This window comes from Cellulosimicrobium sp. KWT-B (assembly GCF_002127155.1).
GTDB classification, from domain to species: Bacteria; Actinomycetota; Actinomycetes; order Actinomycetales; family Cellulomonadaceae; genus Cellulosimicrobium; species Cellulosimicrobium funkei.
In genome coordinates this window covers 580,188-597,149 of the sequence record NZ_NEDO01000003.1, presented here as the reverse complement: position 1 = coordinate 597,149, position 16,962 = coordinate 580,188, and the positions used below count along the sequence as shown (strand labels likewise).

Sequence of the window (16,962 nt, the reverse complement as noted above, 5' to 3'; positions counted from 1 at the left end):
ACCCCCGATGCCCGGATCGCGCGAGGGGCGAAGGACCGTGACCCGCGACACGCCAGCGGCCGGCGGTCAGCGGTCAGGGCGAGGAGAACGGGTTCACGACGGGGACGCCGCTGTCGACGAAGTCCCGGGTGTTCCGTGTCGCCACCGTGAGCCCGTGGGCGAGCGCGGTCGCCGCGAGCAGGGAGTCGACGACGGGCAGCGGGCGCGCCGCGTGCACGGCCGGCCATCGCTGCGCGATCTCGAGCGTGACGGGGAGGATGCGGTCCCCGTACGTCTCCTCGAGACCGTGGACCCACGTCTCGAGCGCGGTCGCCCGCGCGGCGTCGCGAGACATGAGGCGCTGGACCCCGGTGCGGATCTCGCCGACGGTCAGCACCGAGAGGTAGATCTGAGGCGTCCGCAGCCCGCGGAGCCACGCGACGACCTGCTCGTCCGGTCGGATTCGCACGAGCTCGGACACGACGTTCGTGTCGAGCAGGTACCTCACGCGTCGGCCCCGAGATCGAGCTCGCGCAACGGAGTCCGGTCACGGGTGAGGTCGAGGTCGTCCGCCGTGGGTGCCTCGAGGAGATAGTCGGCGAGCTCCACCCGGACCCCGGTGAGCTCGTGGTAGAGGTCGATCCCGACGACGACGGCGATCTCCTTGCCGTGCCGGGTGATGACCTGGGGACCGTTCTCGGCCTCTCGCAAGACCTCGCTCAGGCGTTGCTTCGCGTCCTGCACCTGCCAGCTCATGGGACCCCCGCTCCTCGTCCTGTCTGGACAGACTAGACAGGACGAAGCAGGCGATCAAGGCGCGTGGCATGCCTGGGAGAATCGACGACGTGAGCGAGACCAGCACCCGAGCCGGCCTGCGGGTCGTGCACGTCACCGACCCCGCCGACGACCGCCTCGCGGACTACAACCGCCTGACCGACGTCGCGCTGCGGTCCAAGCACGAGCCGGAGAAGGGGCTGTACATCGCCGAGAGCTCGACGGTGATCCGGCGCGCGCTCGCCGCGGGGCACCGCCCGCGGTCGTTCCTCATGGCCGAGCGCTGGCTCGACGACCTCGCCGACGACATCGCCGCGCTGCCGGTCGACGACGCCCCGGGCAGCACGGGCGAGCAGGTCCCGGTCTACGTCGGCGCACCTGACGTGCTCGAGGCGATCACCGGGTTCCACCTGCACCGCGGGGCGCTCGCGGCGATGCACCGCCCGCCGCTGGTCCCCGTGCGCGACCTGCTCTCGGCGGCAGGCGGCGGGACGGGTGCGCGGCGGGTCGCGGTGCTGGAGGACATCGTGGACCACACGAACGTCGGGGCGATCTTCCGCTCCGCCGCTGCGCTCGGCGTGGACGCGGTGCTCGTCTCGCCGCGCTGCGCCGACCCGCTCTACCGCCGCTCGGTGCGCGTGAGCATGGGCACGGTGTTCCAGGTGCCGTGGACGCGGTTCGAGACGTGGCCGGGCGGGCTGGACCTGCTGCGCGACGAGGGGTTCACGGTCGCGGCGCTCGCCCTCGCCGACGACGCGGTGAGCCTCGACGACGTCGTGGCCGACCCGCCCGAGCGGCTCGCGCTCGTGCTCGGCACGGAGGGCGACGGCCTGTCGCGCGGCGCGATCGAGGCGGCCGACCGGGTCGTGACGATCCCCATGGCGGGGGGAGTGGACTCGCTCAACGTCGCCGCGGCGTCGGCCGTCGCGTTCTGGGCGACGCGCGTCCCCTGACTCGTCGGTCGCGGCGGGAGCGACGGGAACAACGGTGCTCCCCGACGCGTTGGGCCCGTGTCCGTACGTCGTACGAGAAGAGGTCCCGTGCCGGTCCAGCCCTCCCCGTCCCTGCCCGCCACCACCCGCCCCCACCACGTGCGCGAGCTCGCGGCACATGCCGTCGCCGAGGAGCAGCAGCACCTCGACGCCGCGCTCGCCCGTCGCGCGGACCTGCTCGCCGAGCTGGACGCGCAGCTCACCGCTCCTGCCGACGGCGCTGCCTACCGGGACGCGGTCTCGGACCCGGCCGGTGCCGAGTCCGTCGTCGAGCGCGCGCGGCGCGCTGGGCTGCGCCGCCGTCGCACCGAGCTCGAGCGCGCGGAGAGCGGGCTCGTCTTCGGCCGCGTCGACACCGTCGACGGGGTCACGCGCCACGTCGGGCGCGTCGGGATCACTGCGCCCGAGGACGACGCGGACCCGCTCGTGCTCGACTGGCGTGCTGACGGTGCACGCGCCTTCTACACCGCGACAGCGCGCGAGCCGCAGGGTCTCGCGCGGCGTCGGCACGTGCGGACCGCGGGGGACCGGGTCACCGGCGTGGACGACGAGCCGCTCGACGGCTCGGCGACCGGGGCGGAGGAGGAGGGCGGGCTCGTCGGCGAGGGCGCGCTGCTCGCGGCGCTGTCGGAGCGCCGTACCGGGCGCATGGGCACCGCCGTCGCGACCCTCCAGACGGAGCAGGACGCGATCGTGCGTGCCCCGGCGGACCAGGTGCTCGTCGTGCAGGGCGGCCCCGGGACGGGCAAGACCGTCGTCGCGCTGCACCGCGTCGCATACCTGCTGTTCACCCACCCGCACCTCGCGGAGCGGGGCGTCCTCCTGCTCGGGCCGTCGTCGCGCTTCCTCGAGTACGTGGCGCAGGTGCTGCCCGCGCTCGGGGAGACGGCGGTCGTCTCGGCGACGTGCGACACGCTCGTGCCCGGCGTCGCGCCCGAGCGGGAGGAGGGGCGCGACGTCGCGGAGATCAAGGGGCGCGCGCTGTGGCAGGACGTCGTCGTCCGGTACGCGGACTCCCTCGTCCCGGACGAGCGAGAACTGACGGTCCGCCTCGACGGCGAGCCGCTCACGCTCGACGCGGCCCGCGTCGCCCAGGTCCTGCGTGCCTCTCGCGCGGGAGGCCGCAGCGTGCTGGCCGCGCGGGGCCGGGCCGTGGACCTGCTGCTCGACGCTCTCGTGGACGAGGCCGCGGCACGCCACGCCGAGCTGCTCGAACGGGTCGAGGAGGGGTTCGAGGACGTGCTCGGGAAGCTCGACGCCGGGCTCGCCGCGCGCGACGACCGCGCCCCCACGACCGGTGCGCGCGGCGGCGACGTCGACGGCGAGCTCACCGAGGAGGACCTCGACCGGCTCCGGGAGGACCTCGCGCGCGACGCCGGGTTCGCGGCCGCCGTCGACGCCTGGTGGCCCGTCACGGACGTCCGCACCGCGCTCGCGGACCTGCTGGGCGACGCCGCGCTCCTCGCGCGCCACGCGCCCGACCTGACGGCGGCCGAGGTGCGTCGCGTCACGAGCGAGCCGCCCGCGCTCGCACCGAGCGACGTGCCGCTGCTCGACGCGCTCGCCGACGCGCTGGGGGCTCCCGACGCGCCCGGCGAGCAGGGCGAGTTCCTCGCGCAGCGGGCGGCCGCACGTCGCGACTGGGTCTACGGGCACGTCGTGGTCGACGAGGCGCAGGAGCTCTCGCCCATGCAGTGGCACATGGTGCTGCGCCGCTGCCCGACGCGGTCCGTGACGGCCGTCGGGGACGTCGACCAGACCGAGGCGCCGCACCGCCACACGGACTGGGCGGACGCCGTCGGGCCGGTCCTCGGGGACCGCTGGCGGCGTGCGGACCTCACCATCTGCTACCGCGCCCCGCGCGAGGTCATGGCGCTCGTCGGGCCGGTGCTGCGCGCGGCGGGCAGCCGGAACGACCCGCCGCGCGCGGTGCGGGACGCGGGCGTCGAGCCGCGGGACGTCGTCGTCTCGGACGGTGCGCCGGGCCGGCTGGGCGAGACGGTCGCCGCCGAGGTCGCACGCCTCGCGGCCCGGTACGACGGCGGGACCGTGGGCGTCGTGGCGCCGCTCGACCGCCTCCCGACGCTGCGTGCGGCGGTCCGGGACGTGCCCGTCCTCGGGACGTCGGAGGCGAAGGGCCTCGAGTGGGACGCGGTCGTCGTCGTGGACCCCGACGGCGTCGCCGCCGAGCCGCGCGGGTGGAACGGGCTGTACGTGGCGATGACCCGGTGCACGCAGGAGCTCGTGCGCGTCGCGGTGGGCGAGTCCGCCGGCTCGGCCTGAGCGCCCCGCTCAGTCGCGGGAGGTCGACCGGGCGAACCGGTCGACCTCCCGCACGACGACCTCGACGAGCGCCGGGTCGCCGAGCGGGAGGAAGTGCCCCGCGAGCGGCAGCTCGACGTTCCGTCCGCCCTCGAGGCGCCCGGTCTCGGGGATGTGGGGGTCGAAGCGCGGGTAGACGGCCGTGATGCGCGCGTCGACCCCGCGCTCGGCGGCGAGCGCGACCAGCGCGGCGTCGCGCGGCGAGAACGCGCGCAGCGTGCGCCCGAGAAGGTACTGCGCGTAGCGCGAGCCGCGGAACGGCGTCGCCACGGCGACCATGCCGGCGACGCGCGGCCCGGCGGCCGACAGCATGACGCGCTTGCCGACGAGGCCGCCCTTGCTGTGGGCGACGAGGACGACGTCGTGCAGGTCGGACCGCTCGAGGAACGCCGCCGTGCGGTCGGCCGCCTCGGCGAACGGGCGCCGGTTGTAGCCGAGGCCGGGCACGGCGTGCACGGGGTGCCCGGCCCGGGCGAGGGCCGTCGCGATCGGCCCGAGCAGCTGCCACGTCTCGTAGACGCCGGGCAGGAGCACGACGGGGCTCGCGCCGCCGGGGCCCGTCGGGACGGGTCGGCGCGCGCGCAGGGCGCCCTGGACCTGGCGCGCGGCGACGTACGCGTAGTCCACCGCGCGGTCGCGCAGCCGCAGCGAGCGGGGCCAGCGGGGCGCGCTCACGGCAGGTCCCCGGGCAGGTCTCGCCGCAGGTCGCGCGGCAGTCCACCGGCATCGCGCACGGCCGCGACGATCCCCTCCGGGTCGGCGTCCATCGCGTGGTGGCGTCCCCGGACCTCGCGGAACATGCCGCGCGGCGCGGCGAGCGCGAGCTCGCGGCACCACAGGCGCGGCGCGATCGGGTCGTGCGCGCCCCGCACCACGACGAGACGCCCCGGCACGTGCGGCACGACGTCCTCGAGCCGGTGCGCCAGCATGTGCCGGACCTGGCGCGCGTAGTGCGGCAGCGAGCAGCGCAGCACGTAGTCGACGGCGAGCGTCGCGAGCGCGCGCGGCCGCTCGCCCACCGCGTCGCGCGCGAGCCGCAGCGCCTGGCGCGGCGCGCTGCGGGCGTGGCGGTCCGCCGTCGGCCCGACGAGCACCCCGGCGGGCGCCTCGCGGGGGTGGTCGGCCATGGCCTGGGCGACGACCTGCGCGCCCATCGAGTGGCCGACGAGCACGACGACGGGGAGCGGCGCGCCGTCGGGCAGCTCGAGCACGTGGCGGCGCACGTGCTCCGCGACGACGGCAGCATGCTCCTCGATCGACACGTCGCGCGGCGCGCGGGGCGCCGCGCCGAAGCCGGGCAGGTCGATCGCGTGCACGGCGACCCGGGGGAGCGCGCCCGGCCGCAGGAGCGCGCGCCGCACCGGGTCGAACGCGCGCGCCGACGACCCGACGCCGTGCACGAGCACGACGACGACGTCGGGCGCGTCCGCCCCGGACACGTGCACGACGGCGGTGAGGTCGCCGACCGCGCAGCGCACCTCCGCGGTGCCCGCCGACGCCGACGCCGCCGCCGACGCCGACGCCGACGCCGACGACGCCGTCGACGGCGCGGACGACGCGCCGGAGCGGGCCCGGGCGAACCGGACCCGCTCCGTGACGTGCTGGGTGTCCTCGCCGGCCGTGGCAGACGACGTGCTCCGGGTCGTCAGCTCACGTCTCCTCGCCACGCGCCCGTCTCGGCCCCGCGGGACTCGATGAACTCCTTGAACCGGGCGAGGTCGCCCTTGACGCGGCGCTCGTCGAGCTGGAGGACGTCGCCCACCTTCTCCACGACCCCCTCCGGCGTCCAGTCGAGCTGGACCGTGACGCGGGTCTGCGTGTCGTTCAGCCGGTGGAAGGTCACGACGCCCGCGTGGTCGGGGCCCGACGTGCTGTTCCACGCCACCCGCTCGTCGGGGTGCTGCTCGGTGATCTCCGCGTCGAACTCGCGCTCGACGCCGCCGATCTTCGTCTTCCAGTGCGTGTGCGTCGCGTCGAGCTGGCGGATCTCCTCGACGCCCTCCATGAAGCGGGGGAACTCCTCGAACTGGGTCCACTGGTCGTAGGCCGTGCGGACGGGGACGTCGACGTCGATCGACTGGGTGACCGTGCTCATCGGTGATACCTCCTGTGGTTGGCGGGCGGTACGACCACACCCTTCCCGGGGTCCGTCCCGCTCGCGCGGCGAACGGGGTTCGGCCTCACTCCAGCGCGCTCGACGGGTCCCCGGACGCCGGCTCGGCCGCGTCGGTGCGCGAGCCGAGGGAGTCGTCGCCCATGTCCTGCGCGTCCACGACGGCGAGCTCGTCGAGGAGGAACAGGAACGCGCGGGCGTACGGGTTGTCGTCCACGCGCTCCCGGACGTCGGACCAGTCGATCTGCTCGCGCATCGCCCGCGCGACCGGCAGGAGCCGCGAGAAGTCGCAGTAGTGCTCGCCGAGGACGCGCAGCTTCGACGCCATGATCTCGGTCGCGGACAGCACGGGCATGCGGACCGCGAGGACCTCGAGCTCGTCGGTGCGCGCGAGCAGGTCGTCGTCGATCGGCTCGCCGACCATCCGGTACAGGACGTCGATGAGCTCGCCCCCGTGGTACGCCTTGAAGAGCCAGTTCTCCGTCGGCTCCGTGATCTCGAGCCCCGCCTCGCGCAGCACCTCGCGCGCGCGGTCCACGTCCACCTCGCGGATCGCGAAGTCGGCGTCGTGGCTCGGCTCCGGCGCCCCGCGCGCCCACGCCGCGTAGCCGCCGACGAGCGCGTGCGGGATCTCGGCCTCGGCCAGCGCCGCGGCGGTCATCCGGAGGCCGTCGTGCAGTGCGTCCCTGTCGTCCACCATGCCCAGGGTCTACACCACCCCGGGGGTGCTGGCACGTCGCCACGAGGGAGCGGCCGCCCGGCCGAGCGCGTGCGGCGTCGGGCCGTGGTCCCCACAATCGGGAGGGTGCGCCTCGCGACGTTCAACATCCTGCACGGACGGTCGCTCGTCGACGACCGCGTCGACGTCGACCGCTTCGCCGGTGCCGTCCGGGCCCTCGACGCGGACGTCCTCGCGCTCCAGGAGGTGGACCGGGACCAGCCCCGCTCGCACCGCGCCGACCTCACCGCGGTCGCGGCCGAGGCGGTGGGCGCCGTCGACCACCGGTTCGTCGCGACGCTCGTCGGCGAGCCGGGCGTGTGGACCGCGCCGACGGGGGAGCACCAGCCGGGCCGCGCCGCCTACGGGATCGCCGTCGTGAGCCGGTACCCCGTCACGGCGTGGCGCACCGTCCTGCTCCCCGCGCCCCGCACGCGCGTGCCCGTGCGCTTCCCCGGGCGCCGGCTGCCGACGCTCGTGCGCGACGAGCCGCGCGCGGCCCTCGTCGCGCGCGTCGAGGCGCCGGGCGGGCCGGTGACGGTCGTGTGCACGCACCTGACCTTCGTGCCGGGGCGCAACCTCACGCAGCTCGTGCGGCTCACCCGGGAGCTCGCCGCCGACGTGCCCGACGGCGAGCCCGTCGTCCTGCTCGGCGACCTCAACATCGAGGCGCCCCAGGCCGCGCGCACGAGCGGGTGGCGCCCCCTCGCCTCTGCGCCGACGTTCCCCGTCGGCGAGCCCGCGCGCCAGCTCGACCACGTGCTCGCGCACGGCCCGGTCCGGGCGACGGCGCCCGCCGTCGCGGTCGACACGGGGCTGTCGGACCACCGGGCGCTCGTCGTGCCCGTCGCGCTCGGCGGGGAGCGGCACGCGTCCCCGACGCGCGCGCACGCGGCGGACGAGGACCATGCGCCGCCCACCGCGGGCGCGGGAGAGCCCCGACGGCGGGCCGGGCGGGCCGCCGAGGGCTGACCACGACGCCGTTCGTGAGCCCCGTCACACGGGCGCGAGGGGCTGGTTCCGGGCGGGCGACATAGATTAGCCTCACCTTTGTGAGTGGAACCTCAGCTGCCTCGGTCGCGCCGGGCCTGCCCGGCGCACCGGCGCTCGCGGGTCACGACCTGCGGCTGTCCTACGACGACCGCACCGTGGTCCACGGCGCCGCGCTCGAGCTCGCCCCGGGTGCCGTCACGGCCCTCATCGGGCCCAACGGCTCGGGCAAGTCGACCCTCCTGCGCTCGCTCGCGCGCCTGCACCGGCCCGACGCCGGGACCGTCGCCCTGGACGACGAGCCCGACGCGCTCGCGCTCCACGCCAAGGACTTCGCGCGGCGCGTGACGCTCCTGTCGCAGAGCCGGCCCACGCCGTCGGGCGTGAGCGTGCGCGACGTCGTCGCCTACGGGCGCCACCCCTACCGCGGCCGGTTCCGCTCGAACGACCCCGACGGCCCGCGCGCGATCGCGCACGCCATGGACGTCACGGGCATCACCGCGATGGCCGATCGCGGCGTCGACGAGCTCTCCGGCGGCGAGCTGCAGCGCGTGTGGCTCGCGACGTGCCTCGCGCAGGACACGAAGGTGCTCCTGCTCGACGAGCCGACGACGTACCTCGACCTGCGCTACCAGGTCGAGCTGCTCGACCTGGTCCGCGACCTGGCGAGCGAGCACGGCGTGGCGGTGGGCGTCGTCCTGCACGACCTCAACCAGGCCGCCGCGGTGGCCGACCACGTCGTCCTGCTCCACGGCGGCGTCGTGCGCGCCACGGGCCGGGCCGAGGACGTGCTCACGACCGAGCTCCTCACCGAGGTCTACGGCATCCACGTCGACGTCTACACGCACCCCCTCACGGGGCGCACGTGCTGCGAGCCGCTCGGTCGGCACGCCGCCCGGCTGGACGCGGCCGTCCTCGTCTGACCGCGCGGCCGGCCGCCGGGCCGCGCTCTCCGCACCTCTTCGTACTCCTCCGCACCGAACCCGAAGGACACCCATGCGCTCGACCACCCGTTCCCTCGCCGTGGGCGCCGTCGCGCTCGCGACCGCGCTCGCGCTCACCGCGTGCGGCACGACCGAGGAGCCTGCGACCGACGGCTCGTCCGACGGCGCGACGACCGACGCCGCGTCCGGCCCGGTCACCGTCACCGACGAGCGCGGCGAGGTCACCCTCGACGCCCCGGCCACCGACATCGTCTCGCTCGAGTGGGGCCTCACGGAGAACCTCGTGGCGCTGGGCGTCGAGCCCGTCGGCCAGGCGGACGTCGAGGGCTACAACACGTGGGACACCGTCGCGCCGATCGACGCGAGCACGCCCGACGTCGGCACGCGCGGCGAGCCCAGCCTCGACGCGATCTCGGCGCTCGAGCCGGACCTCGTCGTGACGACCACGGACCTGCCGGAGAACGTCATCGCGCAGATCGAGGAGGTCGCGCCGGTGCTCGCGCTGCGCGGCTCCGACGGCGAGGACCCCATCGGCTACATGCGCTCCACGGTCGAGACGCTCGGCACCGTGACGGGCCGCGAGGACGAGGCGGCCGCCGCGCTCGAGGAGTACGACGCGAAGATCGCCGAGGCCACCACCGCGCTCGACGAGGCGGGCCTCGCCGGGGCCGAGTTCACGATGGCCGACGGCTGGGTGACGAACGGCGCCGTCTCGATCCGCATGTACACGCCGGGCTCCTTCTTCGGCGCCATCGGCGAGGAGATCGGCCTCGTCAACGCCTGGACCGAGGGCGGCGACCCCGACTACGGCCTCGCGCAGACCGACGTCGAGGGCCTCACCCAGCTCGGCGACGTGCAGTTCCTCTACGTCGCGAGCGACTCCGAGGCGAACCCGTTCGAGGAGGGCCTCGCCGGCAACGCCGTGTGGGAGCAGCTCCCGTTCGTCACGGCCGGCGACGTGCACCGTCTGCCCGACGGCATCTGGATGTTCGGCGGCCCGCTGTCCGCCGCGGCCTACGCCGACGCGGTCGTCGAGGCCCTGACGGCCTGACGCGGCACCCTCCCGGGCGCACCCCGCCAGGACGACGAGAAGGCTGACGAGACCCACTGTGAGCAGGCGAGAGCAGCGCACCGCGCCGGAGCCGGACACCCTCCTCCTGGAGGACCCGGCTCCGGCCGTCGTCCCCGGCGCGGACGGCCCGGAGGGCGGCGTCCCCCCGGGCGCCGGCACCGCCCCGGGCCCGACGGCGGTCGCCCCCCGCGCGCGGACGTCGCGCCTCGGGGTCGCGGGCGCGTTCCTCGCGGCGGTCGTCGTCGCGCTCGTGCTCGCCGCCGTGCACCTCACGCAGGGCACGGCCGACGTCGGCCCGCTCGACCTGCTGCGCCTCGCGACCGGGGGAGACGGGGTCGACCAGACGGTCGCCGTCCTCGTCGCGTCGCGCGTGCCGCGGCTCCTCGCCGGCCTGCTGCTGGGGGTCGCGCTCGGCGTCGCCGGCGCGGTGCTCCAGTCGGTCGCCCGCAACCCGCTCGCGTCGCCCGACACGCTCGCGGTCAACGCGGGCGCCTACCTCACGGTCGTCGTGGTCGCCGCGTTCGGCCTCTCCGTCCCGTTCTACCTCCAGGGCGGCCTCGCGTTCCTCGGCGGGCTCGCCGCGGCCGGGCTCGTGCTCGTCCTGGCGCGCGGCGGCGCCGACGGGCCGACCCGGCTCGTGCTCGCCGGCTCCGCCATCATGCTCGCGCTCCACTCGCTGACGACGGTCCTCCTCGTGCTGTTCGAGCAGGAGACGATGGGCCTGTTCGCGTGGGGGAGCGGCTCGATCGTCCAGTCGGGCACGCGCACGGTCACGCTGGCCACGCCCGTCGTCGTGGTCGGCGTCCTCGCCGCGCTCGTCCTCGCGCGCCGGCTCGACCTCCTCGGCCTCGGGGACGACGCCGCGACCGTCCTCGGCGTCGACGTGCGCCGCACGCGCGTCGCCTCGGTGCTCGTCGCCGTCCTGCTCGCCTCGATCGCCGTGACCGTCGCCGGGCCGGTCGGGTTCGTCGGTCTCGCGGCGCCCGTCGTGGCCCGCCTCGTCGCACGTCGCGTGCCCGGGCTCGGGCGGCACGTCCTCCTCCTGCCCTTCGCGGCCCTCGTCGGCGTGGTCGTCGTGCTCGGTGCCGACGTCCTGCTCCGCCTCCTGCTGCCCGGGACGCTCTCGATCGCGGTGCCGACCGGCATCGTCACGACCGTCCTCGGCGCGATCCTGCTCGTGTGGCTCGCGCGCCGCCTGCGCGACTCGGGGCCCGCGTCGTCCCGCGGCGGGCACGGTGCGCTGAGCCGGCCGCGCTCGCGGCGCGCGGTCGTCGTGGTCGTGGTCGTCCTGTCGCTCGCCGTCGCCGCGGCCGCCGTCGCGGGCCTCCTGCTCGGCGACCGGGTCGTGCTGCTGGGCGACGTCGCGAACTGGTGGGCCGGCGTCGCGGGCCGGCACGTGACGTTCGTGCTCGACCAGCGCGTCCCGCGCGTGCTCGCGGCCCTCCTCGCGGGCGCCGCGCTCGCGCTCGCCGGCACGATCGTGCAGGCCGTGTGCCGCAACCCGCTCGCGGAGCCGAGCCTGCTCGGCGTGACGTCGGGCGCCGGCCTCGGTGCCGTGACGATGATCCTGCTCGTCCCCGGCGTCGGGATCTGGCCGATGTCCGCCGCCGCCGCGGTCGGGGCCTTCGCCGTGTTCGGGCTCGTCTACGGGCTCTCCTACCGCGGCGGGCTGAGCTCTGACCGGCTCGTGCTCATCGGCATCGGCGCCCAGGCCGGGGTGATGGCGATCATCACGCTGCTCGTCGTCGTCGTCGCGCCGTGGGACGTGAACCTCGCGCTCACGTGGCTGTCGGGCTCCACGTACGGGCGCACGCTCGAGCAGCTGATCCCCGTCGCGCTCGCGCTGCTCGTGCTCACCCCGCTCACCGCGGTGTTCCGGCGCGACCTCGACGTCGTGGCGCTCGACGACGACACGCCGCGCGTCCTCGGCGTCGCGCTCGACCGCACGCGGCTGCTCCTGCTCGGCGTCGCCGCGCTGCTCACCGCCGCGGCCGTGTGCGCGATCGGGGCGCTCGCGTTCGTGGGCCTCGTCGCGCCGCACGCCGCCCGCGCGCTCGTCGGGTCGCGGCACTCCCGGGTCGTGCCCGTCGCGATGCTGCTCGGGGCCCTCCTCGTGTCCGTCGCGGACACGCTGGGCCGCGTCGTCATCGCGCCGGGGCAGATCCCCGCGGGTCTCGGCACCGCGCTGCTGGGCGCGCCGTACTTCGTCTACCTGCTCTGGCGCAGCCGCGGCCGCGGAGCGTGACGTGTCTCACCCCGCCGGGCGCAGGTCCGCGTCCCGGACGGGTTGACCCCGCGGTGGGCGCGGAGGTTAGCTCACCTGTGTGAGCCAGACCGTCGTCGCACCCCGCACCCGCGCTCGTCGTCCCGTCGCCCGTGCGACCGCCCCCTGGCGCTTCTTCGACGTCGAGGTGGCGCGGGTCGAGCAGCTCTCGCCGAGCTTCCGCCGCTTCACCTTCACCGGCCCGGAGCTCGACCTCTTCGGCGACCCGGGGCTCGACGTCCGGATCAAGTTCGTGCTCCCCGCCCCCGACGGCGGCTACGAGCACCTCGTGCGCGACGCCGAGTCCTGGTACGCCGCGTGGCGCGACCAGCCCGAGGAGCGCCGCAACCCGCTGCGCACCTACACGACCGTCGCGGTGCGCCCCGAGGCGCGCGAGGTCGACGTCGACGTCGTGCTGCACGGCGACGCCGGCCCCGCGTCGCGCTGGGCGCTCGCCGCCGAGGTCGGCACGCCGCTCGTCCTGCTCGGCCCGGACGCCACGTTCGACGGCCCGGCCGGCGGCATCGAGTTCCGCCCGCCCACCCGCCCGCACGCGCTCCTGCTCGCCGGCGACGAGACCGCGCTGCCCGCCATCGCGGCGATCTGCGAGGACCTGCCCGCCGACGCGTGGGGCGAGGTCTACGTCGAGGTCCCGCACGTGGGCGACGCGCGCGACCTCGTGACCCCGCCCGGGGTGCGCGTGACGTTCCTCGCGCGCGACGACGTCCCCGGCGGGCCGCACGACGCCCACGGCGCGCGCCTCGTGCCGGCCGTCAAGGAGGCCGCCGCCCGCATGCTCGGTGCGGGCGTCCTCGGGACGGACCCGCCCGTCCAGTGCCGCACCGCGGAGGACCTCGAGGACGTCGACGTGGACGCGTCGATCCTCTGGGAGGTCCCCGGGCTCCTCGACGAGGAGACCGTCCTCTACGCGTGGCTCGCGGGCGAGGCGAGCGCCATCAAGACGCTGCGCCGCCACCTCGTCGCCGACCTCGGCGTCGACCGCCGCGCCGTCGCGTTCATGGGCTACTGGCGCGAGGGTCGCGCCGAGAGCTGACGCCCGGTCGTCGGGCGGCGTCGGCTCAGTACGGTGTCGTCGTCTCCCACCGCAGCCGCGGACGCCAGGGCATGGACAGGGCGAGGGCCAGGAACCCCTCGAACGTGTCCTCCAGGACGTCGCCGCCGCCCGTGGTGACCCGATAGCGCCGGATCCCACGACCTGAGCCCACCTCGATCGTGCCGGCGACGGCGGCCGCGACCACCGCGTCGATCGTCGCCACGCTCGACGCGGTGCGGGGGAGCTCCCACCCCGGGCATCGATCGATGCCCACGACGATGCCCTCGGCGTCGTGCATGACCCGGACCTCGGCCGCTCCGTCGGCTCGGGACGTGACCGAGAACCCCTCCGCACCGCCGTCCTCGTGGGGCAGCGAGACCTCGGCGCGGCCGCGGAGCTCATCGCGCCAGCGCAGGGCCAACTCATGGAGTGCGGCGGTGGTGTCGTCCGCGGGCAGAGGCGGGGCGTGCGTCATGCGCACAGGGTGGCACGAAAAAAGAGGCCGACCGGCCTCCCTCTCCAACGTATAGCGCACGGGGGGTCTTGCGGCAAGGCCCCCTCGGGGGCGCAGAATCTCCGCTCGTGCGCGGGTCGTCGTGGCCCGTGCGTCCCTCCGCAGGACCCGGACCGGAGCTGATGACGTTGCCCGACGCCCCCGTGACCGCCACCACCGACCCGTCCCGCCGCCCGTCGACCCGCCCGACCACTGACCAGGACCCGCGGCCCGCGCCGTTCTTCGACCTGCCCGCGCGGCTGGCCGCGAAGGCAGACCCGGCGCTGGTCGACCCCGACGAGCGCCACTTCGCGGCGATCGCCGCGAGCCTCGAGCACTCCGTGGCCGACCTCGCGCAGCGTCTCGACGCGGCCCGGCGCGCGCCGGGCGGGAGCGGCACCGAGGCGCTCGAGCGCGACCAGGAGATCCACCGCCTCAGCAGCCGGTTGCGGCTGCTCCAGCGCTACGGCGTCGACCTGTGCCTGGGCCGCATGACGTTCGCCGACGGCTCCGCCCCGGTGTACGTCGGGCGCGTGGGCCTCACCGACCCCGCGGGCGAACGCCTGCTCGTCGACTGGCGCTCGCCCGCCGCCGAGCCGTACTTCGCGGCCACGCCCGCCCAGCCGCTCGGCCTCGCGGCGCGGCGCCGGTACCGGTGGGCGCGCGGGCGCGTCACCGACTACTGGGACGAGGAGCTCGTGCCCGACGGCGCCGGGTCGAGCGCGGCGCTCGACGACCAGTCGGCGTTCGTCGCGAGCCTCGGCGCGAGCAGGTCGCCGCGGATGCGCGACGTGCTCGGCACGATCCAGGCCGACCAGGACGCGATCGTGCGCGCGGGCTCGCGCGGCGCGCTCGTCGTCGACGGCGGTCCCGGCACGGGCAAGACGGTCGTGGCGCTGCACCGCGCGGCCTACCTGCTGTACGCCGACCCGCACGTGGGCGGCGGGCACGGGGGTGGGCATGCTGGCGGGCGCGGTGGTGGGCACGGCGGCGTGCTCGTCGTCGGGCCCAGCCGTCCCTACCTCGCGTACGTGGCCGACGTGCTGCCCGGCCTCGGCGAGGAGGGCGTGCAGACGTGCACGCTGCGCGACCTCGTCCCCGAGGGCGCGACGGCGCGCGCGGAGGCCGACCCCGAGGTGGCCCGGCTCAAGGCGTCCGCCGCGCTCGTCGCCGCGATCGAGCCCGCCGTACGGTTCTCCGAACGCCCGCCCGCCGAAGGCAGGGAGGTCGAGACGCCGTGGGCCGACGTCTGGCTCTCCCCGGCCGACTGGGCCGAGGCGTTCGAGTCCGTCGACCCGGGCACCCCGCACAACGAGGCGCGCGACGACGTCTGGGCCGCGCTCGTCGAGATCCTCGTGGACAAGGCCTGCGGGGGAGCCGCGGAGGACGGCGTCGACGTCGAGGCCGACGACGTGCGCCGCGCCCTGCGCGGCCACCGCGGGCTCGGTGCCGCGTTCGACCGCGCGTGGCCCCTCGTGGAGCCGACGGACCTCGTGGCCGACCTGTGGTCCGTGCCCGCCTACCTGCGGCTGTGCGCGCCGTCGCTCACGCCCGAGCAGGTGCGCGCGCTCCAGCGCCCGGACGCGTACGCGTGGACGACGGCGGACCTCCCGCTGCTCGACGCCGCGCGCCGTCGGCTCGGCGACCCGGAGGCGTCACGCCGACGCCGCCGCAACGAGGCCGCCGTGGCGGCGGAGCGCGCGCGCATGGACGACGTCGTCGACCACCTCGTGGCGACCGACGACAGCGAGCTCGGGGTCATGCAGATGCTCCGCGGCGAGGACCTGCGCGACGCGCTGGTGGACGACGGCGCGCTCGTCGTCGCGACGCCGGACCGCCTCGCGGGGCCTTTCGCGCACGTCGTCGTCGACGAGGCGCAGGAGCTCACCGACGCCGAGTGGCAGATGGTCCTCAGCCGCTGCCCGTCGCGCAGCGTCACGGTCGTCGGGGACCGCGCCCAGGCCCGCCACGGCTTCCCCGAGGGCTGGCGCGAGCGGCTCGCGCGCGTGGGCTTCGCCCGCGTCGAGGAGGCGTCGCTGAGCGTCAACTACCGCACGCCGCGGGAGATCATGGCCGAGGCGGAGCCCGTCGTCCGGGCCGCGATCCCGGACGCGAACGTCCCGACGTCGGTGCGCAGCACGGGCGTGCCCGTCGCCCACGGGGCGGTCGCGGACCTCGACGCGGTCCTCGGCGCGTGGCTCGCCGAGCACGCGGACGGCACGGCGTGCGTCATCGGCGCCACCGAGCCGTCCGAGCAGTCCGGGCCGTCCGGGGCGTCCGGCGAGGAGTCGGGCGGCAGGGTCGGTGGCGCCGGTGGCGAGGGCGAGGGGTCCGCGCGGGTGCGGTGGCTCACGCCCGAGACGGCGAAGGGCCTCGAGTTCGACCTCGTGGTGCTCGTCGAGCCGCAGGCGTTCGGCGACGGCGTCGAGGGCGCCGTCGACCGCTACGTCGCGATGACGCGCGCGACGCAGCGGCTCGTCGTCCTGGATCGCTGAGCACCGGGCGTCGAGCACGACCTGGCGGTCGTCAGGCCGCCCGTGGCGACCGCCAGGTCGTGCTCGGCAGGGGGGGACGGGTCAGGCGACCGGGACGGCCAGGTCCTCGACGACCTCGACACCGGGCAGGCGGCCCAGCAGGTCGCCGGGGAGCAGCAGCTTCGAGCGCCGCACGCCGCTGCCGATCAGCGCGAGCGCGCCGTCCGTCACGACGCGGGAGTCGACGAGCACGCGCCACCCCTCGGGCAGCCCGACGGGCGTGATGCCGCCGTACTCCATCCCGGACTCGGCCGTCGCGCGGTCGGTCGGCAGGAACGACGCCTTGCGCACGTCGAGCAGCTTGCGGACGCGCGTGTTGACGTCGGCGCGCGTGTGGGCCCGCACGACGGCGGCGGCGATGCGCTCGTCGCCCGCCCGTGCGCCGCCCACGACGACGCAGTTCGCCGACGCCTCGACGGGCAGGTCGAACGCGGCGTTGAGCGTCGCGGTGTCCGCGAGGTCGGGGTCGATCTCCGTCACGGCGACGAGCGTCGCGACGTCCGGGTCGACGTCGGCCCACCGGCGCAGCGCGTCGGCGGTCACGGGGGCGACGAGGTCGAGGTGGTCGAGCGCCGGCTCCCAGGTGAGCGAGCCGAGCGTGGGCAGGGTCGTGCGGGCGTCCATGGCGTCAGCCTGCCACCCCGGCGGGCCGCCGCGCGGGAGAGGCCGGATGTCGAACACACCCCCGGAGCCCCTCGAGCCCGCCGAGCATGC

General features: G+C 76.1%; 16 protein-coding genes. 8 read left to right on the top strand and 8 right to left on the bottom strand.

All coding sequences use genetic code 11. From position 1 onward, the window contains the following. Nucleotides 1–73 precede the first annotated feature (73 nt). Complete coding sequence (locus tag B9L22_RS12600; RefSeq protein ID WP_086150603.1) at nucleotides 74–487, bottom strand: type II toxin-antitoxin system VapC family toxin; 414 nt, start codon at nucleotides 485–487, stop codon at nucleotides 74–76. Next, nucleotides 484–735, bottom strand: a complete 252-nt coding sequence (locus tag B9L22_RS12595) for a type II toxin-antitoxin system Phd/YefM family antitoxin (protein ID WP_086150602.1) — start codon at nucleotides 733–735, stop codon at nucleotides 484–486. Before B9L22_RS12595 ends, B9L22_RS12600 begins: the two co-directional genes overlap by 4 nt. A gap of 89 nt (nucleotides 736–824) precedes the next feature. Here B9L22_RS12595 and B9L22_RS12590 point away from each other — a divergent pair, with 89 nt between their 5' ends. After that, the gene (locus tag B9L22_RS12590) at nucleotides 825–1,706 is read left to right on the top strand and encodes an RNA methyltransferase (protein ID WP_233140077.1); all 882 of its coding nucleotides are present in this window, start codon (nucleotides 825–827) and stop codon (nucleotides 1,704–1,706) included. Between the two features lie 87 nt (nucleotides 1,707–1,793). Beyond that, nucleotides 1,794–4,028 carry an AAA family ATPase gene (locus B9L22_RS12585; protein WP_233140076.1) on the top strand — a complete coding sequence of 745 codons (2,235 nt, stop codon included), beginning with the start codon at nucleotides 1,794–1,796 and terminating at the stop codon, nucleotides 4,026–4,028. A 9-nt stretch (nucleotides 4,029–4,037) separates the two neighbouring features. Here B9L22_RS12585 and B9L22_RS12580 read toward each other — a convergent pair whose 3' ends face one another. The 4 genes from B9L22_RS12580 to B9L22_RS12565 all read right to left on the bottom strand — a co-directional run bounded on the left by B9L22_RS12580 (nucleotide 4,038) and on the right by B9L22_RS12565 (nucleotide 6,880). Further along, nucleotides 4,038–4,742 carry a triacylglycerol lipase gene (locus tag B9L22_RS12580; RefSeq protein WP_086150600.1) on the bottom strand — a complete coding sequence of 235 codons (705 nt, stop codon included), beginning with the start codon at nucleotides 4,740–4,742 and terminating at the stop codon, nucleotides 4,038–4,040. Further along, nucleotides 4,739–5,734, bottom strand: a complete 996-nt coding sequence (locus B9L22_RS12575) for an alpha/beta fold hydrolase (RefSeq protein ID WP_086150599.1) — start codon at nucleotides 5,732–5,734, stop codon at nucleotides 4,739–4,741. Before B9L22_RS12575 ends, B9L22_RS12580 begins: the two co-directional genes overlap by 4 nt. Continuing rightward, nucleotides 5,713–6,162, bottom strand: coding sequence for an SRPBCC family protein (locus B9L22_RS12570; RefSeq protein WP_021483430.1), 450 nt, complete (start codon nucleotides 6,160–6,162; stop codon nucleotides 5,713–5,715). The genes B9L22_RS12575 and B9L22_RS12570 overlap by 22 nt, the downstream gene beginning before the upstream one ends. Before the next feature lie 85 nt (nucleotides 6,163–6,247). Next, nucleotides 6,248–6,880, bottom strand: a complete 633-nt coding sequence (locus B9L22_RS12565; RefSeq protein ID WP_076404711.1) for a nucleotidyltransferase family protein — start codon at nucleotides 6,878–6,880, stop codon at nucleotides 6,248–6,250. A gap of 105 nt (nucleotides 6,881–6,985) precedes the next feature. On the opposite strand from B9L22_RS12565, the gene B9L22_RS12560 reads away from it, so the two are divergent. The 5 genes from B9L22_RS12560 to B9L22_RS12540 all read left to right on the top strand — a co-directional run bounded on the left by B9L22_RS12560 (nucleotide 6,986) and on the right by B9L22_RS12540 (nucleotide 13,221). Then, nucleotides 6,986–7,870 (top strand): endonuclease/exonuclease/phosphatase family protein, encoded by an 885-nt coding sequence (locus B9L22_RS12560; protein ID WP_086150598.1) that lies wholly within the window; start codon nucleotides 6,986–6,988, stop codon nucleotides 7,868–7,870. A gap of 80 nt (nucleotides 7,871–7,950) precedes the next feature. Continuing rightward, nucleotides 7,951–8,811: an ABC transporter ATP-binding protein gene (locus B9L22_RS12555; protein WP_051876422.1), complete on the top strand. Its 861-nt coding sequence runs from the start codon at nucleotides 7,951–7,953 to the stop codon at nucleotides 8,809–8,811. Between the two features lie 73 nt (nucleotides 8,812–8,884). Further along, nucleotides 8,885–9,883 (top strand): iron-siderophore ABC transporter substrate-binding protein, encoded by a 999-nt coding sequence (locus B9L22_RS12550; protein ID WP_086150597.1) that lies wholly within the window; start codon nucleotides 8,885–8,887, stop codon nucleotides 9,881–9,883. A gap of 58 nt (nucleotides 9,884–9,941) precedes the next feature. Next, entirely contained in the window at nucleotides 9,942–12,149 is a 2,208-nt protein-coding gene (locus B9L22_RS12545; RefSeq protein ID WP_233140075.1) for an iron ABC transporter permease, read from the top strand. Between the two features lie 79 nt (nucleotides 12,150–12,228). Continuing rightward, nucleotides 12,229–13,221, top strand: a complete 993-nt coding sequence (locus tag B9L22_RS12540; RefSeq protein WP_043656901.1) for a siderophore-interacting protein — start codon at nucleotides 12,229–12,231, stop codon at nucleotides 13,219–13,221. A 25-nt stretch (nucleotides 13,222–13,246) separates the two neighbouring features. Here B9L22_RS12540 and B9L22_RS12535 read toward each other — a convergent pair whose 3' ends face one another. Further along, nucleotides 13,247–13,696 (bottom strand): hypothetical protein, encoded by a 450-nt coding sequence (locus tag B9L22_RS12535; protein WP_143317283.1) that lies wholly within the window; start codon nucleotides 13,694–13,696, stop codon nucleotides 13,247–13,249. Nucleotides 13,697–13,962: 266 nt separating this feature from the next. Between B9L22_RS12535 and helR the strand changes: the two genes are divergently transcribed. Then, nucleotides 13,963–16,209 (top strand): RNA polymerase recycling motor ATPase HelR, encoded by a 2,247-nt coding sequence (helR, locus tag B9L22_RS12530; RefSeq protein ID WP_086150702.1) that lies wholly within the window; start codon nucleotides 13,963–13,965, stop codon nucleotides 16,207–16,209. 81 nt (nucleotides 16,210–16,290) lie between these two features. Here helR and B9L22_RS12525 read toward each other — a convergent pair whose 3' ends face one another. Next, complete coding sequence (locus B9L22_RS12525; protein ID WP_086150701.1) at nucleotides 16,291–16,872, bottom strand: YbaK/EbsC family protein; 582 nt, start codon at nucleotides 16,870–16,872, stop codon at nucleotides 16,291–16,293. Nucleotides 16,873–16,962: the final 90 nt, after the last annotated feature.